Source organism: Chitinophaga eiseniae (assembly GCF_012641265.1).
In the GTDB taxonomy this organism is placed as follows: domain Bacteria; phylum Bacteroidota; class Bacteroidia; order Chitinophagales; family Chitinophagaceae; genus Chitinophaga; species Chitinophaga eiseniae_A.
Genome location: NZ_JABAHZ010000001.1, coordinates 801,927 through 819,893, shown reverse-complemented (window position 1 = coordinate 819,893; position 17,967 = coordinate 801,927). Strand labels below are relative to the sequence as shown.

Sequence of the window (17,967 nt, the reverse complement as noted above, 5' to 3'; positions counted from 1 at the left end):
ATACATTAACGTACGTTTCTCCCTGTTCAACGACAGTAATTCCCTGTTCACCGAAACTTATCAATCATGCCACTGTTGCTGATGTATTTTTACTATACAAATCAACAAACAACATTCTTAATCTAATCATTCTAAAAGACAATTATCATGAAAAAAAGCCTGATCGCCGCTGTAGTAGTAATGAGCATTTCTGCTGCTTCTTTCGCACAAGCTCCAGCTGCTAAACCTGCAAAAAAGGAAAAAGCTAAAACTGAAGCTAAAGCTGAAGCAAAACCTGCTGCTGATACAACTAAGAAAGCTGCTAAACCTGCTAAGAAAGCTGCTAAGCCTTCTGAGAAGAAAGCTGCTTAATTTAAGCTATACAGCGTTTGAATTAATTAGTCCCGTTGGTCTCTGGCCAACGGGATTTTCTTTGCTCGCAAAGAAGCAAAGTGGGTAAGCAGCAGAGATTACTAAGCCGTTGCTGACGTAACTAAATGCGACCAACAAAATTTACTTTGCTGCTTACCTACTTTGCTTCCTTGCGTGAAAAAAAAGAGTCCCGCCGATATGGCGGGACTCTTTTCAATGATATATACTAAAGAAGGAATTATTTCTGGCCTAATGCATCCAGTTTCTTTTTCACTTCTTCTACTTTGGCGTTGTTGTTTTTAATCGCATAGATTTTCTGCAAAGCATACAGGCAGCTTTCATAAGTCTGTTTGTCGCTCGCTTCCAGGCTACCGGCTTTAGCAGTGAAACCTGCATCTGCCTTTTCAAAGAAAGGTAATGCCTGGTTCATTAAACCTTCAACTTTACCTTGTAATTCTTTTGCTTTAGCAGAAGTTTGCTGTTTGCTGTCAAGCCCGTTCAGTTCTTTGTTGAAAACAACCGCACGGTTGAAGTACAGTGCACCTAGCTGGAAGTTAGCAGTAGCATCAGCAGGATTCATTTCGATCGCTTTCTTATAAGCTCCTTCTGCTTTACCCATCAGCTCTTCGTAGTTAGCTGGTTTAGGAGCATCATTACCTTTATCGTCACGAGGATTAGCCAGGTTGTCTACGCGGATAGCGTAATCCAGTACAGCTGCTTCGTCATTAGGATTTTCAGCGATTTTCTTTTCCAGCATACCTAGTAACTCATTGGTTTTACCGGTTTTGCTGTAGAACGCCATTTCCATATCGTTGAAGCGTTTATCCTTAGGGAACAATCCTTTCGCTTGTTCGATGGTTTTCAGCCAGTTAGCCTGATCACCTTTTTCTTCATACAGTTGACCCAGGATCACGTACAGTGCTGGTTCGCCTTTAAATTGCAGGTCGGAAGCTTTTTTCAGGTAAGTGAAAGCGTCATCTTTTTTACCTGCCATGTTAGCGGCGTATCCTACATAAAAAGTCAGGGCAGTATCTGTAGGGATAGAGCCACCCAGGTTTTTACCGTTATAGAATTCAGCTACTTCAAAAGCTTTTTTGAAATGGATCAGTGAAGAATCCCATTTCTGTTCGTTCAGGTTAGCATAACCGGCGTTAGCGATGGTAGCATATACGTTGAACAAAGGCTGGTTCATTTCCAGTACCGCCTCTTTCATTTTAGGATCTATTTCCAGGGCTTTTTTGAAGGCGGAAAATGCTTCGTCAGCCAGGGCTGGGTTCTTTTGTTTGGTACCCATTGCCTCGAGGATTTTACCATCTACCAGCCATGTTTTAGCGTCGCCTTTGGTTTTATCGTTCTGCAATGCTGCGTCGATGTCCGCTTTGGCTTTTTCCAGGTCCTGCTTCTTCAGGTTCTCATCCGCACTGCTAACTTTTGCCCGTTGCGCCATTACCGATACACCGGCCGTGCAAAAGAGAAGAGATACCAATAATTTTTTCATGCTTTTGTTTTTTTTAGTTGCTGATTACAATAAGAGTATGGTGCTCTGATAATATATACAACCAGACACGGCGTTACCACTATAGCTTGGCCTATTTTTTTATCAGGAAAAAACAACAGCTCCTTTAGAGAGCTGTTGCCTGTATCGTTATCTTAATTATTCTGCTGATTCGCCGGTGGTATTTTCTGCTGCATCGTTGTTTTCTGCAGTAGTATCACTGTCGTTGGCGGCAGTGGAAGCATCGGCGCCTTCTATGCCTTCGGCTCCTTCTTCTGTTTCAGCCTCTTCCTGTTCGTCCAGGCGTGCTACCGCGGCAATTTCATCACTGTCATCCAAACGGATCAGGCGAACGCCCTGGGTAGCGCGGCCCGCTTCACGGATATCTGCTACCGCCATGCGGATGGTGATACCGGATTTGCAGGTGATCATCAGATCCTGCTTTTCTTCTACATCCAGGATAGCGATCAGGTTACCCGTTTTCTCAGTGATATTAATGGTCTTCACCCCTTTACCACCACGATTGGTAATACGGTATTCTTCAATATTGGTGCGCTTTCCGAACCCTTTTTCAGAAACTACCATGATGGTTTTCTGCTCGTCGTCTTTATTCACACAAACCATACCAACCACTTCGTCATTGTCGCTATCTACCTCAATTCCTCTTACACCAATGGCGCCGCGACCGGTGTCGCGTACGGTAGCTTCAGGGAACCGGATAGCGCGTCCGCTCTGGATAGCCATCATAATCTGGCTGTCGCCCGTAGTGAGACGGGCTTCCAGCAGCTGGTCGCCTTCATTTACTGTAATAGCGTTCACACCATTCTGACGGGGGCGGGAGAACTCTTCCACCATCGTTTTCTTGATGATACCCTTTTTGGTACAGAGAACGATATAATGATTGTTGATGAAGTCTTTGTCGCTCAGGTCTTTAATATCGATGATAGCGCGGATCTTATCATCTGCCGGCAGCTGGATCATGTTTTGGATCGCACGGCCTTTTCCGCTCTTCTCTCCATCCGGGATTTCATAGACCTTCAGCCAGTAGCAGCGGCCTTTTTCGGTGAAGAACAGCATCGTATGGTGGGTAGATGCCACAAAGAGGTGTTCAATATAATCCTCGTCGCGGGTTTTACCTCCAATGGCGCCGCGGCCACCGCGTTTCTGCTGACGGTAATCGTAGGCAGAAGTACGTTTAATATAACCCAGGTGAGAGATAGTGATCACCACATCTTCTTCTGCGATGATATCTTCAATTCTCATTTCGCTGGCCAGGTACTGGATTTCCGTTTTACGCTCGTCTCCGTATTTTTTCTTTACCTCTTCCAGTTCTTCCTTGATAATCTTCATACGCAGGGATTCATCGCCCAGTACTTCTTTCAGGTAAGCGATCAGCTTCATGATATCGTCGTACTCTGCGCGGATCTTATCGCGTTCCATACCGGTTAAACGTTGTAAACGCAGTTCCAGTATCGCTTTAGATTGTATTTCAGACAAGCCGAATTCAGACATCAGTCCGTCTTTCGCTATTTCAGGCGTAGCGGCAGCGCGGATGAGGGCAATTACCTGGTCCAGGTGATCCAGGGCAATCAGGTAACCGGCTAAGATATGTGCTTTTTCTTCTGCCTTGCGTAAGTCGAACTTAGTCCTTCTTACTACTACTTCATGACGGAAGTCGATGAACTCTGCGATCATATCTTTCAGGTTCAGGATACGTGGACGGCCTTTTACCAGCGCCACGTTATTGATACCGTAAGATGTTTGCAGTTCGGAATATTTAAATAACTGGTTGATGATCACGCTGGAAATGGCTTCCCTTTTCAGATCAATTACCAGGCGCATTCCTTCGCGGTCACTTTCGTCCCTTACGTCGGAGATGCCTTCAATGATTTTATCGTTTACCAGTTGCGCAATCTTCTGGTGAAGTACGGCTTTATTGATCTGGTAAGGCAGTTCATAGATCACCAGTTTTTCGCGGCCGTTTTTGGCTGTTTCCGAGGTGATCTTACCTCTAACTACTACCCTGCCTCTACCGGTTTCAAATCCTTGTTTTACGCCTTCAAAACCGTAAATAACACCTCCTGTCGGGAAGTCGGGTGCCTTTACATGTTTCACCAATTCATCGATCGTGATGTCTCTGTTGTCAACATAGGCAATGGCGCCATCTACTACCTCACCGAGATTGTGGGGCATAATGTTGGTGGCCATACCTACGGCGATACCGGAGGCACCGTTTACGAGCAGGTTAGGAATGCGGGTAGGTAGTACAGTAGGTTCTTCGAGGGTATCGTCGAAGTTGTTGGTGAAATCTACTGTTTCCTTGTCGATGTCTTCCAGCATAGCCTCCGCGATCTTCTGCAAACGGATTTCTGTATAACGCATCGCTGCGGGCATGTCGCCATCTACTGAACCGAAGTTACCCTGACCATCCACCATGGGATAGCGCATGCTCCAGGGTTGCGCCAGACGTACAATGGTGTCGTAAATGGAGGCATCACCATGCGGGTGATATTTACCCATTACTTCACCGACCACACGCGCTGATTTCTTGTAAGGCTTGTTACTGTGGTTGCCCAGTTCATTCATTCCGAATAAAACGCGGCGGTGTACAGGTTTCAAACCATCTCTCACATCGGGCAAGGCTCGGCCTACGATCACGGACATAGAATAATCTATGTAGGCCGTTTTCATTTGTTCCTCGATATTTATCTGGACAATTCTCCCTTCCTGCTGATTTTCCGTATGCTCTGTCATTTTGTGTGTTGATTTACAGTTTTTTCTGCTCAAAACAGATAAAGGCAAATATAGCCATTTCGGCCCTTATTTGAGCCTAAAAATCAAGAAATGTGAATAAAAAAGGCCATAGGGATTAGCGATTATATGGCAATATCGATATATAGCTAAATTGCCCCATGAATGACAACTATTTATAGCGCTTTTTTGTTATAAAGGAGAAGCGCAATTTTTAATTTATCTGCTATATGTTGAACCCGTTTAATATATGAGAATATAAATATTGGCAAAGTATTTGTCTTTAAGGCCCTGATAATCAACACATCGAATCAACGGAAAACATATATATAATAAGAATAAATCCGAATGGGCGTAAAAATTCGAACATTAGTATCAAAAGCACTGTTATTCCCCTGATTCTTAATCATTTTTCGACAAAAAATTATGAAGAACATACTGTTGTTTGGCGCCGGGAAATCGGCCACGAGTCTGATCGATTATCTCTTAACAAACGCACCCAGACAAAAATGGCATCTGACTGTTGCAGATCACGACCTGTCTCTTATCAAGTCTAAAACAGGAAAGTCATACTACGCTACGCCCGCAGCCCTGGATATCAACGACCAAGCCGCCAGATTACAACTCATCAGGGAAACCGATCTTGTTATCTCTTTATTGCCTGCCACCCTTCATATTTTAGTCGCCAGGGATTGCCTGGAAGCCAAAAAGAACTTACTGACCGCCTCCTATATAGATCCTGAAGTACGTAAACTGCAGGCTGATATTGAAAATGCGGGCTTATTGTTTATGTACGAAATGGGACTGGACCCGGGCATCGACCATATGTCGGCCATGAAACTCATTCACTCCATTGAGAAAAAAGGCGGCCAGATCTTTTCGTTTAAATCCTACTGCGGGGGACTGATATCGCCCGACAGTAATGATAATCCCTGGCAGTACAAAGTGTCCTGGAATGCACGCAACATCGTATTGGCGGGCAGCTCCGGCGCCACGTACAAAGAAAAGGGCAAGGTAAAGGAACTCTCCTACGAACAGCTGTTCGACCATACCAAAACAATCCACGTGCCCGGGTTGGGCAAACTGGCCTTTTATCCCAACCGCGACTCCCTTACCTACATGGAGGAATACAAGCTCACGGAGCTGGCTACCTTCATGCGGGCGACCCTCCGGTTTCCCGACTTCTGCGAAGGCTGGAATGCCCTGATAAAGCTGGGCCTTACCGAGGATAGTCATAAAATTGCAACAGATCAGCTTACTTATATTGACTGGGCTACCCGGCTCGTTCATGAACAATCCGGCAGCCATGAAGAGAACTTGGCGCAGTTCCTGGGCGTTAGCACCAAATCAAAAGTGATCCGTCAGCTAAAATTTCTCGGGTTATTAAGCCCAGATGTCATAAATTTAGGGGACAAAACGAGTGCGGAGATACTCCAGTTCCTGGTTGAGTTTAAACTCAAAATGGAACCAGCCGATAAAGACATGATTGTAATGATGCATGAAATTGAATTCGAGCGTCGCAATATGGCCACCAGGATGCACAGCTACATGATTGTTCAGGGTGAAGATAATATTCACACCGCCATGGCTAAAACAGTCGGGCTGCCACTGGGCATTATGGCCAAACTGTTGTTACAGGAAAAAATTACGCTGACAGGACTTCATATCCCGGTAATGCCGGAAATTTACAACCCCGTTCTGAAAGAATTAGAAGACTACAATATACGATTTGAGGAAAGCTTTGAATAGCAACATTATTGTTTTCCTATGATGGACTCTATTGGACACCCAAGGACTTGTGATACCTCCCCTTATACGGGGAGGTTTTTCATTTTATAAAATACCTAATAGCTCCAGCACTCCTTCTGTAGCCGGCTTTTCAATCCGGTGCAGGTTAGCCGCCACTTCTACAGCCGGTATTTTGCGGTCAATGATATACACCGGTACGTGCGGCATTACATAGTTCAGCAGGTTGGCCGCAGGATATACCTGCAGCGAAGTACCTATCACTACAAAAATATCGGCACGGCGTACTTCCATCAACGCTGGTTCTATCATTGGTACGGCCTCACCAAACCAGACGATGTGCGGGCGCAGCTGCCCGCCATCTTCCGCCACATCTCCCATTTGTATGTCATCGTAGATATCGTAGATCAACTCTTCGTTACTCACGCTGCGCATTTTGAAAATCTCTCCATGTAAATGCAGTACCCGCGTAGATCCGCCGCGTTCATGCAGGTCGTCGATGTTCTGGGTGATCACGCACACGTCATATTTTTCTTCCAGCTTTGCCAGGCCTGTATGCGCTGCATTGGGGAGTGCTGCTTTCACATCTTTCCGGCGACCATTGTAAAAGTCCTGTACCAGGGCGGGATTTTTTTGCCATCCTTTAGGAGAAGCTACTTCATACACATCATAGCCTTCCCATAATCCATCGGTATCTCTAAAGGTCCGGAGTCCACTTTCTGCGCTGATGCCGGCTCCGGTCAGCACCACTAATCTTGGTTTCATGTTTTTTCGTTTATTGGTTTACGTTATTGGGGTTAAAATAATTCTGTTGCTGTATAAATATAAGGAGAAAACCGTTACAGTGGGCTACAACGACCGCGGGTGTATCAATGTTTTGATACACCCGCGGCACTTTATTGCAGTAAAAAGATTATTTCTTCATGCCTCCCATCTCCATGATCACTTCAAACTCTTCAGGCTTCACATCACATACCGATAAGCGGCCCTGGCGGATCAGCGAGAAGTTCGCCAGTTTTTTCTCCGCTTTCATCTGTGCCAGTGTAACGAATTGTTTGAAAGGCTTCAGTGGCTTGAGGTCTACTACTACCCAGTTAGGATCCGGTGTGGTAGGGTCCTGGTAAGCTTCTTTTGCTACCGTTGCCAGGCCTACGATCTCCAATCCTTCATTACTGTGGTAGAACAATACCTGGTCGCCCTTTTTCATGCCTTTAAGGTTATTACGTGCCTGGTAGTTACGCACGCCGTCCCAGAAAGTAACCTTGTCTTTTACAAACTGTTCCCAGGAGTACTTAAACGGTTCTGACTTCACCAGCCAATAGTTCATATTGCATTCAGTTTTCAGGTTTGAGGATATGCCGGTTTACCAGCCACTGGCCAGTACATCAGCGATGTGCATCACTTTAATATTGGTGCCGTGTTTACGGATATAGCCATCCAGGTGCATCAGGCAGGATAGATCCGTAGAAATCAGGTAGTCAGCGCCGCTGTTCACCGCGTTGTTTACCTTCTGCTCTCCCATGCCCATGGAAATGGGTTCAAACTTCACAGCGAAGGTGCCTCCAAATCCGCAACAGGTCTCACAGTCGTTCATCTCTTTCAGTTCCAGTCCCCGTACTTTTTCCAAAAGTTTGCGGGGGCCTTCCTTGATACCGCATTCCCTCAGGGCGCCGCAGGCGTCATGATAGGTGCCTACGCCGTTAAGGGTAGCTCCCAGGTCGGTAACATGCAATACGTCGGTGAGGAATTCGGTGAACTCGTACAGATTTTTCTTCAGCAGCTTCACATCGTTGTGCGCAGCGGAATTGTCGAACAATTTACCATAGTAATTGCGCACAAACCCTGTACAGGAGCCACTTGGAGCAACAATGTAATCGAAGGTTTTGAAATCTTTTACAAACTTGGTAGCAACGGAGCGGCATTCGTCCTGGTAGCCCGCATTATAGGCTGGCTGGCCGCAACAGGTTTGCTCCGTGTTATACATTACGTTACAACCGAGTTTCTCCAACACTTTCACCATATTAAAGGCTGTTTCGGGAAACAACTGGTCTACAAAACACGGTATAAATAACTGTACATTCATCTTGTTAGTTTCAGCTTTTAGCCAATTTCCGTTGCAGGGCAATCATCTTCAGGGCGGTGATGGCTGCTTCTTCGCCTTTGTGACCGTGAGCGCCTCCCAGCCTGTCGAGTGCCTGCTGTTCATTATCCACTGTCAGAATTCCAAATATAACAGGAACAGGTAACTGAAGGTTCAATTGCAGGATACCTTCCGTTACGGCTTTACACACATAGTCGAAATGTGGCGTTTCGCCGCGGATCACGCAACCGAAAGCAATAATAGCGCCAGGCTGTTTACCGGTGCCTTTGGTGTTTTCCCAATATTGCTTACAGGCGTAAGGTAATTCAAATGCACCAGGTACAATGATCTTCTCTGATTTACTTACCTGATACTGGTCCAGGGCTTTTTCACAGCCGGCTACCAGTTCATTTACGATGGTATCATTCCATTCGGTATACACCATAACAACACTGGCATCCTCCAGGTTGAGAATGCCAGCGTCATTAAGTAAGCTCTTATTATGCTCAGACATATTTTTCCGCTTTAAAAACAGCTGGCTGTCAGTGAGGTACACCAACAGCCAGTTGTGATATTAGTTCTTTACGTCACCCAGTCTCGCCAGGTACTTATCCATTTCACGACCTTCGTTGGTCAGTGGGAACTTCTCTTTAATTTCTTTATAGATGGTGATGGCTTCCTGTGCCTTACCTGCTTTTTCCAGGGCCTGACCGGCGCGGAACAGGTAAACAGGAGAAGTCAGTTCATTATCATTGTAGTGAGCTGCTTTCTTGTAAGCTTCGATACCTTCTGCAGTTTTATTCATTTCCATGTAAGCATCTCCGATCAAACCGTAAGCAGTAGGCTGCAACAGTAAGTCGTTAGAGCTAAAGGAATTCAGCATGTCGATACCTTTCTGGAATTCACCCAGGTGGATATAACAAACGCCTGCACTGTATTTAGCGAGGTTACCTGCTTTCGTGCTGCCGTATTTTTCCGCTACCTGTAAAAAACCATAATTATTACCGTCACCATTCAGCGCCAGTTTGAAGGAATCCACGGCGAAATAGTTCTGCGCATGGAATACCATTTCCTGTGCTTTGGTTTCGTTTGGCTGTTTAACAAAACGGTTATAAGCGAAGAAACCGCCTACTACCACCACCACAGCCAATACTGCGATAGAAATAACGTTCTTGTTTTTAACGAAGAAATCTTCCGCCCGGTGCATGGATGCTTCCAGGTCAAAATCTTTAGTAGGTTGAGGCGTGGTGGCTTTATCTTTAGTTTCTGCCATTGTAAGGTGTAATTGTGATTTGCTAGATTATTTAATAGGTAAACGACCGGCTCTGTTGTTAGTGTTTCCTTTAGCCAATACAGCGAAGAGCATTATACATCCTCTTCGCCGTATTGGTTACCGGGCAAAATACTAACCCTAATATGCTTAGTCAACGATAAATGGATAGTCTTCCTGTACGTAAACGTCTTTCAGGAGCTCATCATCGCTTGGCCATGGTGACTCTTCTGCAAAAGTTACGCATTCTTCAACTTCAACTTTTACGCGTTCGTTGATCGCTTCAATTTCTGCTTCAGTAGCCCATTTATTTTTCTGGATAACTTTCAGTACTTCGTTGATCGGATCTTTCTCTTTGTACTCTTCCAGTTCTTCTTTGGTCCGATATTTAGCCGGATCACTCATAGAGTGGCCGCGGTAGCGGTAAGTCTTAATTTCGAGCAAGGTAGGTCCGCCATTTTCACGGGCGCGTTTTACCGCTCTTTCGATACCATCATGTACTGCTTCGCAACTCATACCATCGATAGAATCTGCCGGCATTTCGTAAGCATCTGCTAACTTATAGATGTCCAATACGTTAGAGGTACGTTCTACAGAAGTACCCATGGCGTACATGTTGTTTTCGCAAATAAAAATAACCGGGAGTTTCCAGGTCATCGCCATGTTGAATGTTTCATGGAGAATACCCTGACGGGCAGCGCCATCACCGAAGAAACACAACACTACGTTGTCTGTTCCGGTATATTGTTCTGCCAGGGCCAGACCTGCGCCTGTGCCTATCTGGGCTCCCACAATACCATGGCCGCCAAAGAACCCGTGCTCTTTCGAGAAAAAGTGCATACTGCCTCCCTTTCCTTTCGAACAACCGGTTGCTTTACCATACAGTTCTGCCATACAAGCCTTCGCTGAAATTCCCTTAGCAATTGCCAGCGCATGATCACGATAAGCAGTGATGAATTTATCTTCCGGCTTGGTAGCTGTAATCGCACCAGCAGCTATTGCTTCCTGTCCTATGTACAAATGACAAAACCCACGGATTTTTTGCATCCCGTACAATTGGCCTGTCTTTTCTTCAAAGCGGCGCAGCAAAAGCATCAATTCATACCAGTACAGATATGTCTCTTTGGTGAATTTCGTCTTCACGTCTGTTTTAGTTTGCACTCTTTCTAAATTTGTTCGCAAATATAACAGGAAAATCGTAAAATATAAATATCAATTCTAATTCCCATTAAATTATGCAAATTGATCAATTTCAAACAGTTTTGCATTTAATTGCACCTGAATCACATCGAAGTTCCCATTAGCGCGGTTTTTTATCACTTATAAAGTGGATTATTTTCGCATATTATTAATTACGCATAATTTTTTTCTTTGCTTTATATAAATAAAATATCACTCGTCCAGTTCAAAAACTACCAGCAGGCCAGCTTTTCGTTCCAACACCGCATTGTTGGCATTACGGGCAGGAATGGCGCCGGTAAAACCAACCTGCTGGATGCCATCTACTATCTTTGCTTCACCCGCAGCTATTTTACCAGCAGCGACACTCAGAATACCCGGTACCAGACCAATGGCTTCCGCCTGGAAGGACTCCTGGAAAAGAACGGACAGCCCGAAAAAATTGTATGTACAGTAAAAGATGGTAAAAAGGAAATTTCCCTCAACGATGATAAATACGACCGGTTTTCCCGGCACATCGGGCATTTCCCGGCCGTGATGATAGCCCCAGATGATGCCGACATCATCCTGGGCGGCAGCGAAGAAAGACGCAAATGGCTCGATAGCCTCCTGTCGCAGCTCTACCCCGACTACCTCGATCACCTGATCATTTATCAGAAAATATTATTACAGCGCAATACATTACTGAAAAATATGGCGGCCACCGGCCAGCAGCAAGACCACCTGCTCGATGTGTTCGACCTGCAGCTGGTTATGCACGGCGTACCCGTGTATGAAACCCGCCAGGCTTTCCTGCAAACATTTATTCCCAAAGTGCAGCAGCTGTACGACTACATTGCCGGCACCCATGAAGTGGTAAACATACAATACCAGTGTACGCTGCAGGAGGAGCCCTATGCGGCGCAGCTGCACAAGGCCAGGTACCGCGACATGCAATTGCAACGCACCAGCACCGGTATTCACCGCGACGACCTGCTCTTCCTGCTGGATGGCCACCTCATGAAAACCAGTGCCTCCCAGGGACAACGCAAAAGCTTTTTATTTGCGTTGAAGCTGGCTCAGTTTGAAATACTGCGGCAACATAAAAATTTTCCGCCGCTATTGCTATTGGATGATGTGTTTGAAAAACTGGACCAGGAAAGGGTACAGCGGTTAATTGCCCTGGTGGCAGGCGATCACTACGGACAGGTATTTATTACAGATACGCATGTGGAACGGCTACAGCAGGCATTTGCGGCTACCTCCGGGGAAATCCAGCTCATTACTATTTAACGTATATTCTTTGCAGTATGCCGCTCTAAAATTTACTACCTTTGCCCTATGCGTCATGGAACTACCAGTATAGGAGATGCACTCCGGGAATTTATGAATAAGAGCAGGATGAAACCCCGTCTTACGGAGGTGCGCATCCAGGAAAATTGGGAACAGATTATGGGGAAAACAATTGCCCGGTATACACAGAGCATTCAGCTGATAGACGGTAAATTGATTGTTACTACAACAGTGGCGCCACTAAAGCAGGAGTTAACTTACTCTAAAGATAAGATCATCAAGCTGGTGAATGAAATGCTTGGAGAAAGCATTGTTAAGGACGTGATGATCAGGTAAAGGGATCAGTTGGATGCAAACTGACGGATCAAAGTATTGATATCAGACATTTTCAGGGTTGTCTGCAGATTCACAATCACAAAGTCACTCTCATCCTGTATCAGCATTACCACCTTACCCAATTCGTCGTCGGTTCCCTTATTCAGGATATGTACCCGGCTGTTTTTGTCTCTTACATCCATCAGTTCATCGAAATGATCGTTGCGTAGCAGGTTGCTTTTCAGGTCAGCAATGTCCTGGCTGTTGACCGTATTACCGTTAACGTTAGTAATCGTGTATACCTTTGCCTTCTGTATCCCTCTCATTACCCCTTTCATGTCTTTGGAATCATCTGAAAACGAGAGACAGAAACCTGTCAGTCGCATTGCGAAGCCACCTATACTAATAGTATGTACCTCGGAGCAATGACGGTACTTGTTGCGGAACTCGCGCAGGGAGCGGTCCTGGGCTTTAACAGCTACCGCAGCTAATAAACAGCAGCCTGCAATAATGAATGCTTTCATGGGAAAATGTTTTAGTTACTTTTTCTTGATGTTTTTCAGTTTGTCCATGCCCTGTATATTAACAGACCCGGCAATCTGGGAAATCTCATTGAGGTCGATGTCACCTACCAGGCTCATGGCCAGGAATTCGGTAGAGCTACCTACGAGCATGACCAGCTCATTGATGTTACCTTTGGCGTTTTCCTTTACCATGAACTTCAGGTCGCTGTCCTTGTCGCGGAGCGTCATCAGTTCTTCGAAATCGCCTCCCAGGAAAGCTGCCGCTTCTTTATACAGGCGGGGACCATCTTTGGTACTTTCTTTCGCCAGGATACGCAGGCCTTTTAATTTCTGGATAACCCGCATCAGGTTTTTGGCATCCGGGTCGCCGGCATCTACCTTAGCGAACATGCTGAACATTTTGGGCGTAATACTGACCAGCGTAAAGTTGCGGTCGTTTTCATACCTCTGGAAAAAGCGGTCTATGGCGCTCCCCTGCTGGGCTGACCCATGGAAGCTGGCAAAGATCGCCATCAATAAAAACAGGAATCGTTTCATTTCTCAATATTTATATCAGGTTTTATAATAGCCGTTAATCATCCTTTCCCTCTACCAGCGAAGTGGCTTCATTGAAGTAGGCCAGCTTCTGCATTTTGGTGGTACCCTTATTCAGGTTCCTGGCCAGCAGTTGCAGTGCTTTCTTCGTTTCATCCAGGGCTTTCTGCGGGTCGTTCATTTCCTGCTGCCGCAGGGCAATGGCCGCATCCTGCTTACGTACCTGCTGCTGTTTCAGCGCATACCCGATACCTACCGCTACCAGGGCTACTGCTGCATACTTCATCCAGTGCCGTAGCGGCGACAGTTTTACCACCGGGGTGGTAACCGGCAGCGTAATCGGGGGAACATCCCATTCTTTTTCTGCTTCGCCTTTAAAATATTGGAATAGCGGCGCCGCCTCCAGTAATGCTTCAGGCAGGTTTGTGTGTGGTACGCTGAAAAAATCACGGAGCATCGCTTCCTCCTCCAGGGTAGTTTCTCCCTCCCAGTACTTATCCAGCAAATCGCTGATCCATTTATAATCCATATACCTGCAGATTTTGTAGTTTCTCCCGTACTGATTTACGGGCACGGTGCAAATTCACTTTTACGTCATTCATATCTATATCCAGTACATCGGCAATTTCCTGGTAAGAAAGACCATCAATATCTCTCAGTTGGAGAATAGTGCGGTATTTCTCGGGCAGGGCGTTGATGGCCACGTGTACTTTCCCCATTACGTCATTTTGTTCGGCCGCTGCATGCGGGCTTTGCTGGTGTATGGCAGGTACTTCCCCTGCCCTGTCCAGGTCGTCTGATAGGCGGTATTTCCGCGACTTGATTTTATCCAGCGCCAGGTTGCGGGTGATGCGCATGCACCAGGCTTCCATGTTTTGCAGCTCCGCCATCTTTTCCTGCATCCCCCATACCTTCATCAGCGCGTCCTGCGTAATATCCTGTGCGTCTTCCTCGTTGCCCAACAGGCGGAATGCAAAGCGGTAAAGCTTTTGCCGGACGGGGACCACCTGTGTGAGAAATCTTTCGAGTGACATGCAGAATAATGCGTTTGAGAAGAAGACGACTGTAAAAAAAAGATGTTACAGCAATTTGGAAAAAAATATCCGGAGCGATTATTTTTTTTCGTTATTCCTATCTATAAGATTGATAATGATGCTATTAACTGGCTAGTCCAGTTTTATTCTCGGATCTATCAGCGTGTATAGCAGATCGGCCAGGAGGTTCACGATGACGAAGATGCCTGCGGTAAACAGGATGGCGCCCATCACAACGGGGAAGTCGAATTTGTCGAGGGCATCTACCGTTACTTTCCCGATGCCTTTCCATCCAAAGATATATTCCACGAAAAAAGCGCCGGCCAGCAATTCCGCGAACCAGCCAGTGATGGCTGTGATCACAGGATTCAAGGCATTGGGCAGCGCATGGCGCCAGATAACGGCCCGTTTGGAAAGGCCCTTGGCATAAGCCGTGCGGATAAAGTCCTGGTGCAGTACATCCAGCATGGCGCTGCGGGTGAGCTGTACGATGATCGCCAAAGGGCGGATGCCCAATGTGATGGCGGGTAAAATAAGATTACGCAGGTTGAGTACCCTGCCTTTAAACGGATCTACATCGAACAGGCTGCCGGTCATATGCAGCCCGGTATAGTCGCTGAATACGAAGCCGAACAGGTAAGCCAGTACAATGCCGGCAAAAAATGAGGGGGCTGAAATCCCGGCTACGCTGGCAAATACCGCCCCGGTATCCATCCAGGTATTTTGTTTCACGGCAGATAGCACACCCAGGGCTAATCCTACCACGGTAGCAAACAACATGGCGGCTACTGCCAGCAGTAAGGTACCGGGTAAGGCTTCCAGCAAGATATCCCATACCTGCTTTTTTCCCTGGTACGACCGGCGCAGATAAGGCGTTTTGAGTACCAGGATCTTATCTTTTGATATATGCGCGACTGTTATATAATGTAGATTCTCCGCCGCTTCCGTAACGGTATGTACGCCTACGGGCAACAAATCATTCAGATAATACCCAAACTGCACCCCTACCGGCTGGTCGAGGTGCAGTTCTTTCCTTACATTTTCCAGGGAGGCCACGTCTGCCCGCTGTCCCAACGTAAGCCGTGCTGGGTCGCCGGGCAGTACGTTGAACAGGAAAAACACCAGCACCACTACGCCGAGTAGTACCAGTAATCCATAAGCTGTTTTGCGGAGCATGAAACGCAGCATCACTATTCAGTTTTTATCTCAGGGGATATCATTGTAATGCCATTTCCCTTTAATGGTGCCTTTATTGAGCAACATCAGGCAAGGATTACTCCTGCCCGCTGTTTTGATAGCCACACCATCCATTTGCACAAAAGGAAACTCCAGTCCATGCTGTTGTTTAAAGGCGGCTATTTCATCTTTGGTAGAAGCGGTGACACCATATATTAATATCTCCTGGTTCTTCCATTTGGCCTGCAGGGCTTTCATCTTAGCATCCCAACCGCTGCCTGCGTTCTGTACATTCTGTACCAGAAACAGGTATACAGGTTTGTCGGCCGACAATACTGCCTCCGTTTGATTAACGCCATCGAGGTCGGTGAGGATAAAATCTTTGATGGCAGGTTCTGCATTTCCTTTCTTCACCAGTTTATCCTTACGGTCTACAAACTTCCAGGTACTGTCGGACCAGGGATAGTTATCGGCCGTAAACTCTTTCTTCTGCCCGTCTTTTTCGTAGATGAACACCATTTCATATACGTCGGGCGTAGCGCCTGGCGGCAATTTCATCTTTTCGGGAATATTATTCCCTACTTTATAGGGCAGGCAATCGAATATAGGCAGGTGTTTTAACGTATACGCCTGTACGCCAAACGACAATAGTACCGAGAAGATAAATACCAGGGCTGCCCCTTTCACCGGCAGTATCTTTTTACGGTAAAAGAATATCACCAGGATCATCAGCAGCAGGATCACATCTTTCCAGAAGGTTTCTACCGGCGTTAATTTGATACAGTCGCCGAAGCAGCCACATTCCCGGATAGTACCACTGAATAGTGCAAAAGCAGTGAGGAAGGTAAAGAAGATAATCAGCAGCAGTAACAGTACAGAAAAGATGCGCATACGGTATCCCACCAGTACGGCCACGCCGGCAATGATTTCAAAGGCATTCATCACCACGGAAAATGCCAGTGAGTAAGGCGACAGGAAAGTCAGGTGTAATACTTCAAAGAATTCGTCCATCTTATAACTGAGGCCCAGTGGGTCATTCGCTTTAATAAGCCCCGAAAAGATGAACAGTACCCCTACGATGATGCGTAACAGGTTAAGGATAATCTTCATAAAATAGTTTAATGGTTAAGTAATGGTGAAGTTAAGGACTATCCCGATTTACCTGTATTAGAAAGTGATGAGCGTAACCCATGCAAATCTGTTGCTGAAATAAACATCGAAATCCCTAAATTCGAAAATGATTGATTTTCCTCCTTAGATTTGCAGGCAAAATAAAGAATTTCAGCTAAAAGGCTGGAACTATATGATAAACCGGAGGTAAAAACCTGCACGCTCACTATTCAATGCTATCACATGACACCGCACCATATCCATGCGCATCATTCACCGGTTATTAACTGCAGGGGACAACTATTGTCCCTGGCCACACCTGTAGTGATGGGTATTATTAATGTAACGGATGATTCCTTCTATGAAGGTAACCGTATGCATCAGTTGCACCAGGTAATGGAAAAGGTACAGCAGCACCTGGAAGAAGGCGCCGCCATACTGGACCTGGGGGCACAGAGTACACGTCCGGGCGCCACGGTAGTAGGCGCCGACGAAGAAATACTCCGCTTAATTCCCGCCATTCATGCTATATTGAACAGCTATCCGAAGGCCATTATATCTATAGATACCTGGTATGCTTCCGTAGCAGAAAAGGCCGTACTGGCAGGCGCTTCTATTATTAACGATGTGAGTGCCGGCGACCTGGATGCAGCCATGATCCCGACCGTTGGTAAATTACAAGTGCCATATATCGCCATGCATATGCAGGGGAAGCCAGCTACCATGCAACAGCACCCACAGTATGAAGATGTAGTGGTGGAGGTATTGGATTACCTGCAAGGGAAACTGGCAGCGTGCAGGGCAGCCGGGATCAAAGATTTTATTGCAGACCCGGGATTTGGTTTTGGGAAAACCCTTGATCACAATTATACCCTGCTGGGGCAATTACACCTTTTCCGGGATGTGCTGGGCGTACCGGTGCTGACGGGTATTTCGCGCAAGTCGATGATATATAAATTACTGGGCGTTACCCCGGTGGAAGCGCTCAATGGCACCACGGTGCTGAATACCATTGCGCTGCAGCAAGGTACACATATCCTGCGGGTACATGACGTAAAAGCGGCGGTAGAGGCAATAAAGATCACAGAGAAAATGAAGGGTCGTTAAATCTTATCTTACTATTTTTACAA

19 protein-coding genes are annotated in these 17,967 nt (G+C 46.2%); 5 read left to right on the top strand and 14 right to left on the bottom strand.

What is annotated here, in order from left to right; translation table 11 throughout:
- Nucleotides 1–147 precede the first annotated feature (147 nt).
- Nucleotides 148–351, top strand: coding sequence for a hypothetical protein (locus tag HGH91_RS03315; protein WP_168737023.1), 204 nt, complete (start codon nt 148–150; stop codon nt 349–351).
- A gap of 238 nt (nt 352–589) precedes the next feature.
- On the opposite strand, the gene HGH91_RS03310 is transcribed toward HGH91_RS03315, so the two are convergent.
- Both HGH91_RS03310 and gyrA read right to left on the bottom strand, forming a co-directional pair.
- The gene (locus HGH91_RS03310) at nt 590–1,849 is read right to left on the bottom strand and encodes a tetratricopeptide repeat protein (protein WP_168737022.1); all 1,260 of its coding nucleotides are present in this window, start codon (nt 1,847–1,849) and stop codon (nt 590–592) included.
- A 156-nt stretch (nt 1,850–2,005) separates the two neighbouring features.
- Nucleotides 2,006–4,600 (bottom strand): DNA gyrase subunit A, encoded by a 2,595-nt coding sequence (gene gyrA, locus HGH91_RS03305; RefSeq protein ID WP_168737021.1) that lies wholly within the window; start codon nt 4,598–4,600, stop codon nt 2,006–2,008.
- Nucleotides 4,601–5,023: 423 nt separating this feature from the next.
- Between gyrA and HGH91_RS03300 the strand changes: the two genes are divergently transcribed.
- Nucleotides 5,024–6,346, top strand: a complete 1,323-nt coding sequence (locus tag HGH91_RS03300; protein WP_168737020.1) for a saccharopine dehydrogenase C-terminal domain-containing protein — start codon at nt 5,024–5,026, stop codon at nt 6,344–6,346.
- Between the two features lie 84 nt (nt 6,347–6,430).
- On the opposite strand, the gene HGH91_RS03295 is transcribed toward HGH91_RS03300, so the two are convergent.
- The 6 genes from HGH91_RS03295 to pdhA form a co-directional block, all read right to left on the bottom strand.
- Nucleotides 6,431–7,108, bottom strand: coding sequence for an SIR2 family NAD-dependent protein deacylase (locus HGH91_RS03295; protein WP_168737019.1), 678 nt, complete (start codon nt 7,106–7,108; stop codon nt 6,431–6,433).
- 148 nt (nt 7,109–7,256) lie between these two features.
- Entirely contained in the window at nt 7,257–7,670 is a 414-nt protein-coding gene (locus HGH91_RS03290) for an EVE domain-containing protein (protein WP_145666476.1), read from the bottom strand.
- Nucleotides 7,671–7,706: 36 nt separating this feature from the next.
- On the bottom strand, nt 7,707–8,426 hold the full coding sequence (locus tag HGH91_RS03285; protein ID WP_168737018.1) for a (Fe-S)-binding protein: 720 nt from the start codon (nt 8,424–8,426) through the stop codon (nt 7,707–7,709).
- A 10-nt stretch (nt 8,427–8,436) separates the two neighbouring features.
- Nucleotides 8,437–8,937: a 6,7-dimethyl-8-ribityllumazine synthase gene (ribH, locus tag HGH91_RS03280; protein ID WP_168737017.1), complete on the bottom strand. Its 501-nt coding sequence runs from the start codon at nt 8,935–8,937 to the stop codon at nt 8,437–8,439.
- A 60-nt stretch (nt 8,938–8,997) separates the two neighbouring features.
- Nucleotides 8,998–9,696: a tetratricopeptide repeat protein gene (locus tag HGH91_RS03275; RefSeq protein WP_168737016.1), complete on the bottom strand. Its 699-nt coding sequence runs from the start codon at nt 9,694–9,696 to the stop codon at nt 8,998–9,000.
- A gap of 147 nt (nt 9,697–9,843) precedes the next feature.
- Entirely contained in the window at nt 9,844–10,836 is a 993-nt protein-coding gene (gene pdhA, locus HGH91_RS03270) for a pyruvate dehydrogenase (acetyl-transferring) E1 component subunit alpha (RefSeq protein ID WP_168737015.1), read from the bottom strand.
- 228 nt (nt 10,837–11,064) lie between these two features.
- Between pdhA and recF the strand changes: the two genes are divergently transcribed.
- Both recF and HGH91_RS03260 read left to right on the top strand, forming a co-directional pair.
- Entirely contained in the window at nt 11,065–12,144 is a 1,080-nt protein-coding gene (gene recF, locus HGH91_RS03265) for a DNA replication/repair protein RecF (RefSeq protein ID WP_168737014.1), read from the top strand.
- Between the two features lie 48 nt (nt 12,145–12,192).
- Nucleotides 12,193–12,480, top strand: a complete 288-nt coding sequence (locus HGH91_RS03260; protein WP_145666492.1) for a DUF721 domain-containing protein — start codon at nt 12,193–12,195, stop codon at nt 12,478–12,480.
- Nucleotides 12,481–12,485: 5 nt separating this feature from the next.
- Here the strand turns inward: HGH91_RS03260 and HGH91_RS03255 are convergent, their stop codons facing one another.
- The 6 genes from HGH91_RS03255 to HGH91_RS03230 form a co-directional block, all read right to left on the bottom strand.
- Complete coding sequence (locus HGH91_RS03255) at nt 12,486–12,983, bottom strand: DUF4252 domain-containing protein (protein ID WP_168737013.1); 498 nt, start codon at nt 12,981–12,983, stop codon at nt 12,486–12,488.
- 15 nt (nt 12,984–12,998) lie between these two features.
- A complete protein-coding gene (locus HGH91_RS03250; protein WP_168737012.1) occupies nt 12,999–13,520 on the bottom strand; it encodes a DUF4252 domain-containing protein in 522 nt (173 codons plus the stop codon).
- A 34-nt stretch (nt 13,521–13,554) separates the two neighbouring features.
- On the bottom strand, nt 13,555–14,046 hold the full coding sequence (locus HGH91_RS03245) for a hypothetical protein (protein WP_168737011.1): 492 nt from the start codon (nt 14,044–14,046) through the stop codon (nt 13,555–13,557).
- Nucleotides 14,036–14,551, bottom strand: coding sequence for an RNA polymerase sigma factor (locus HGH91_RS03240; RefSeq protein ID WP_168737010.1), 516 nt, complete (start codon nt 14,549–14,551; stop codon nt 14,036–14,038). The genes HGH91_RS03245 and HGH91_RS03240 overlap by 11 nt, the downstream gene beginning before the upstream one ends.
- Nucleotides 14,552–14,683: 132 nt before the next feature.
- Nucleotides 14,684–15,739, bottom strand: a complete 1,056-nt coding sequence (locus tag HGH91_RS03235; RefSeq protein WP_168737009.1) for an ABC transporter permease — start codon at nt 15,737–15,739, stop codon at nt 14,684–14,686.
- Nucleotides 15,740–15,757: 18 nt separating this feature from the next.
- Nucleotides 15,758–16,837 (bottom strand): BT_3928 family protein, encoded by a 1,080-nt coding sequence (locus HGH91_RS03230; RefSeq protein ID WP_168737008.1) that lies wholly within the window; start codon nt 16,835–16,837, stop codon nt 15,758–15,760.
- Between the two features lie 243 nt (nt 16,838–17,080).
- On the opposite strand from HGH91_RS03230, the gene folP reads away from it, so the two are divergent.
- On the top strand, nt 17,081–17,944 hold the full coding sequence (gene folP, locus HGH91_RS03225) for a dihydropteroate synthase (RefSeq protein ID WP_168737007.1): 864 nt from the start codon (nt 17,081–17,083) through the stop codon (nt 17,942–17,944).
- The last annotated feature ends 23 nt before the right edge of the window (nt 17,945–17,967 follow it).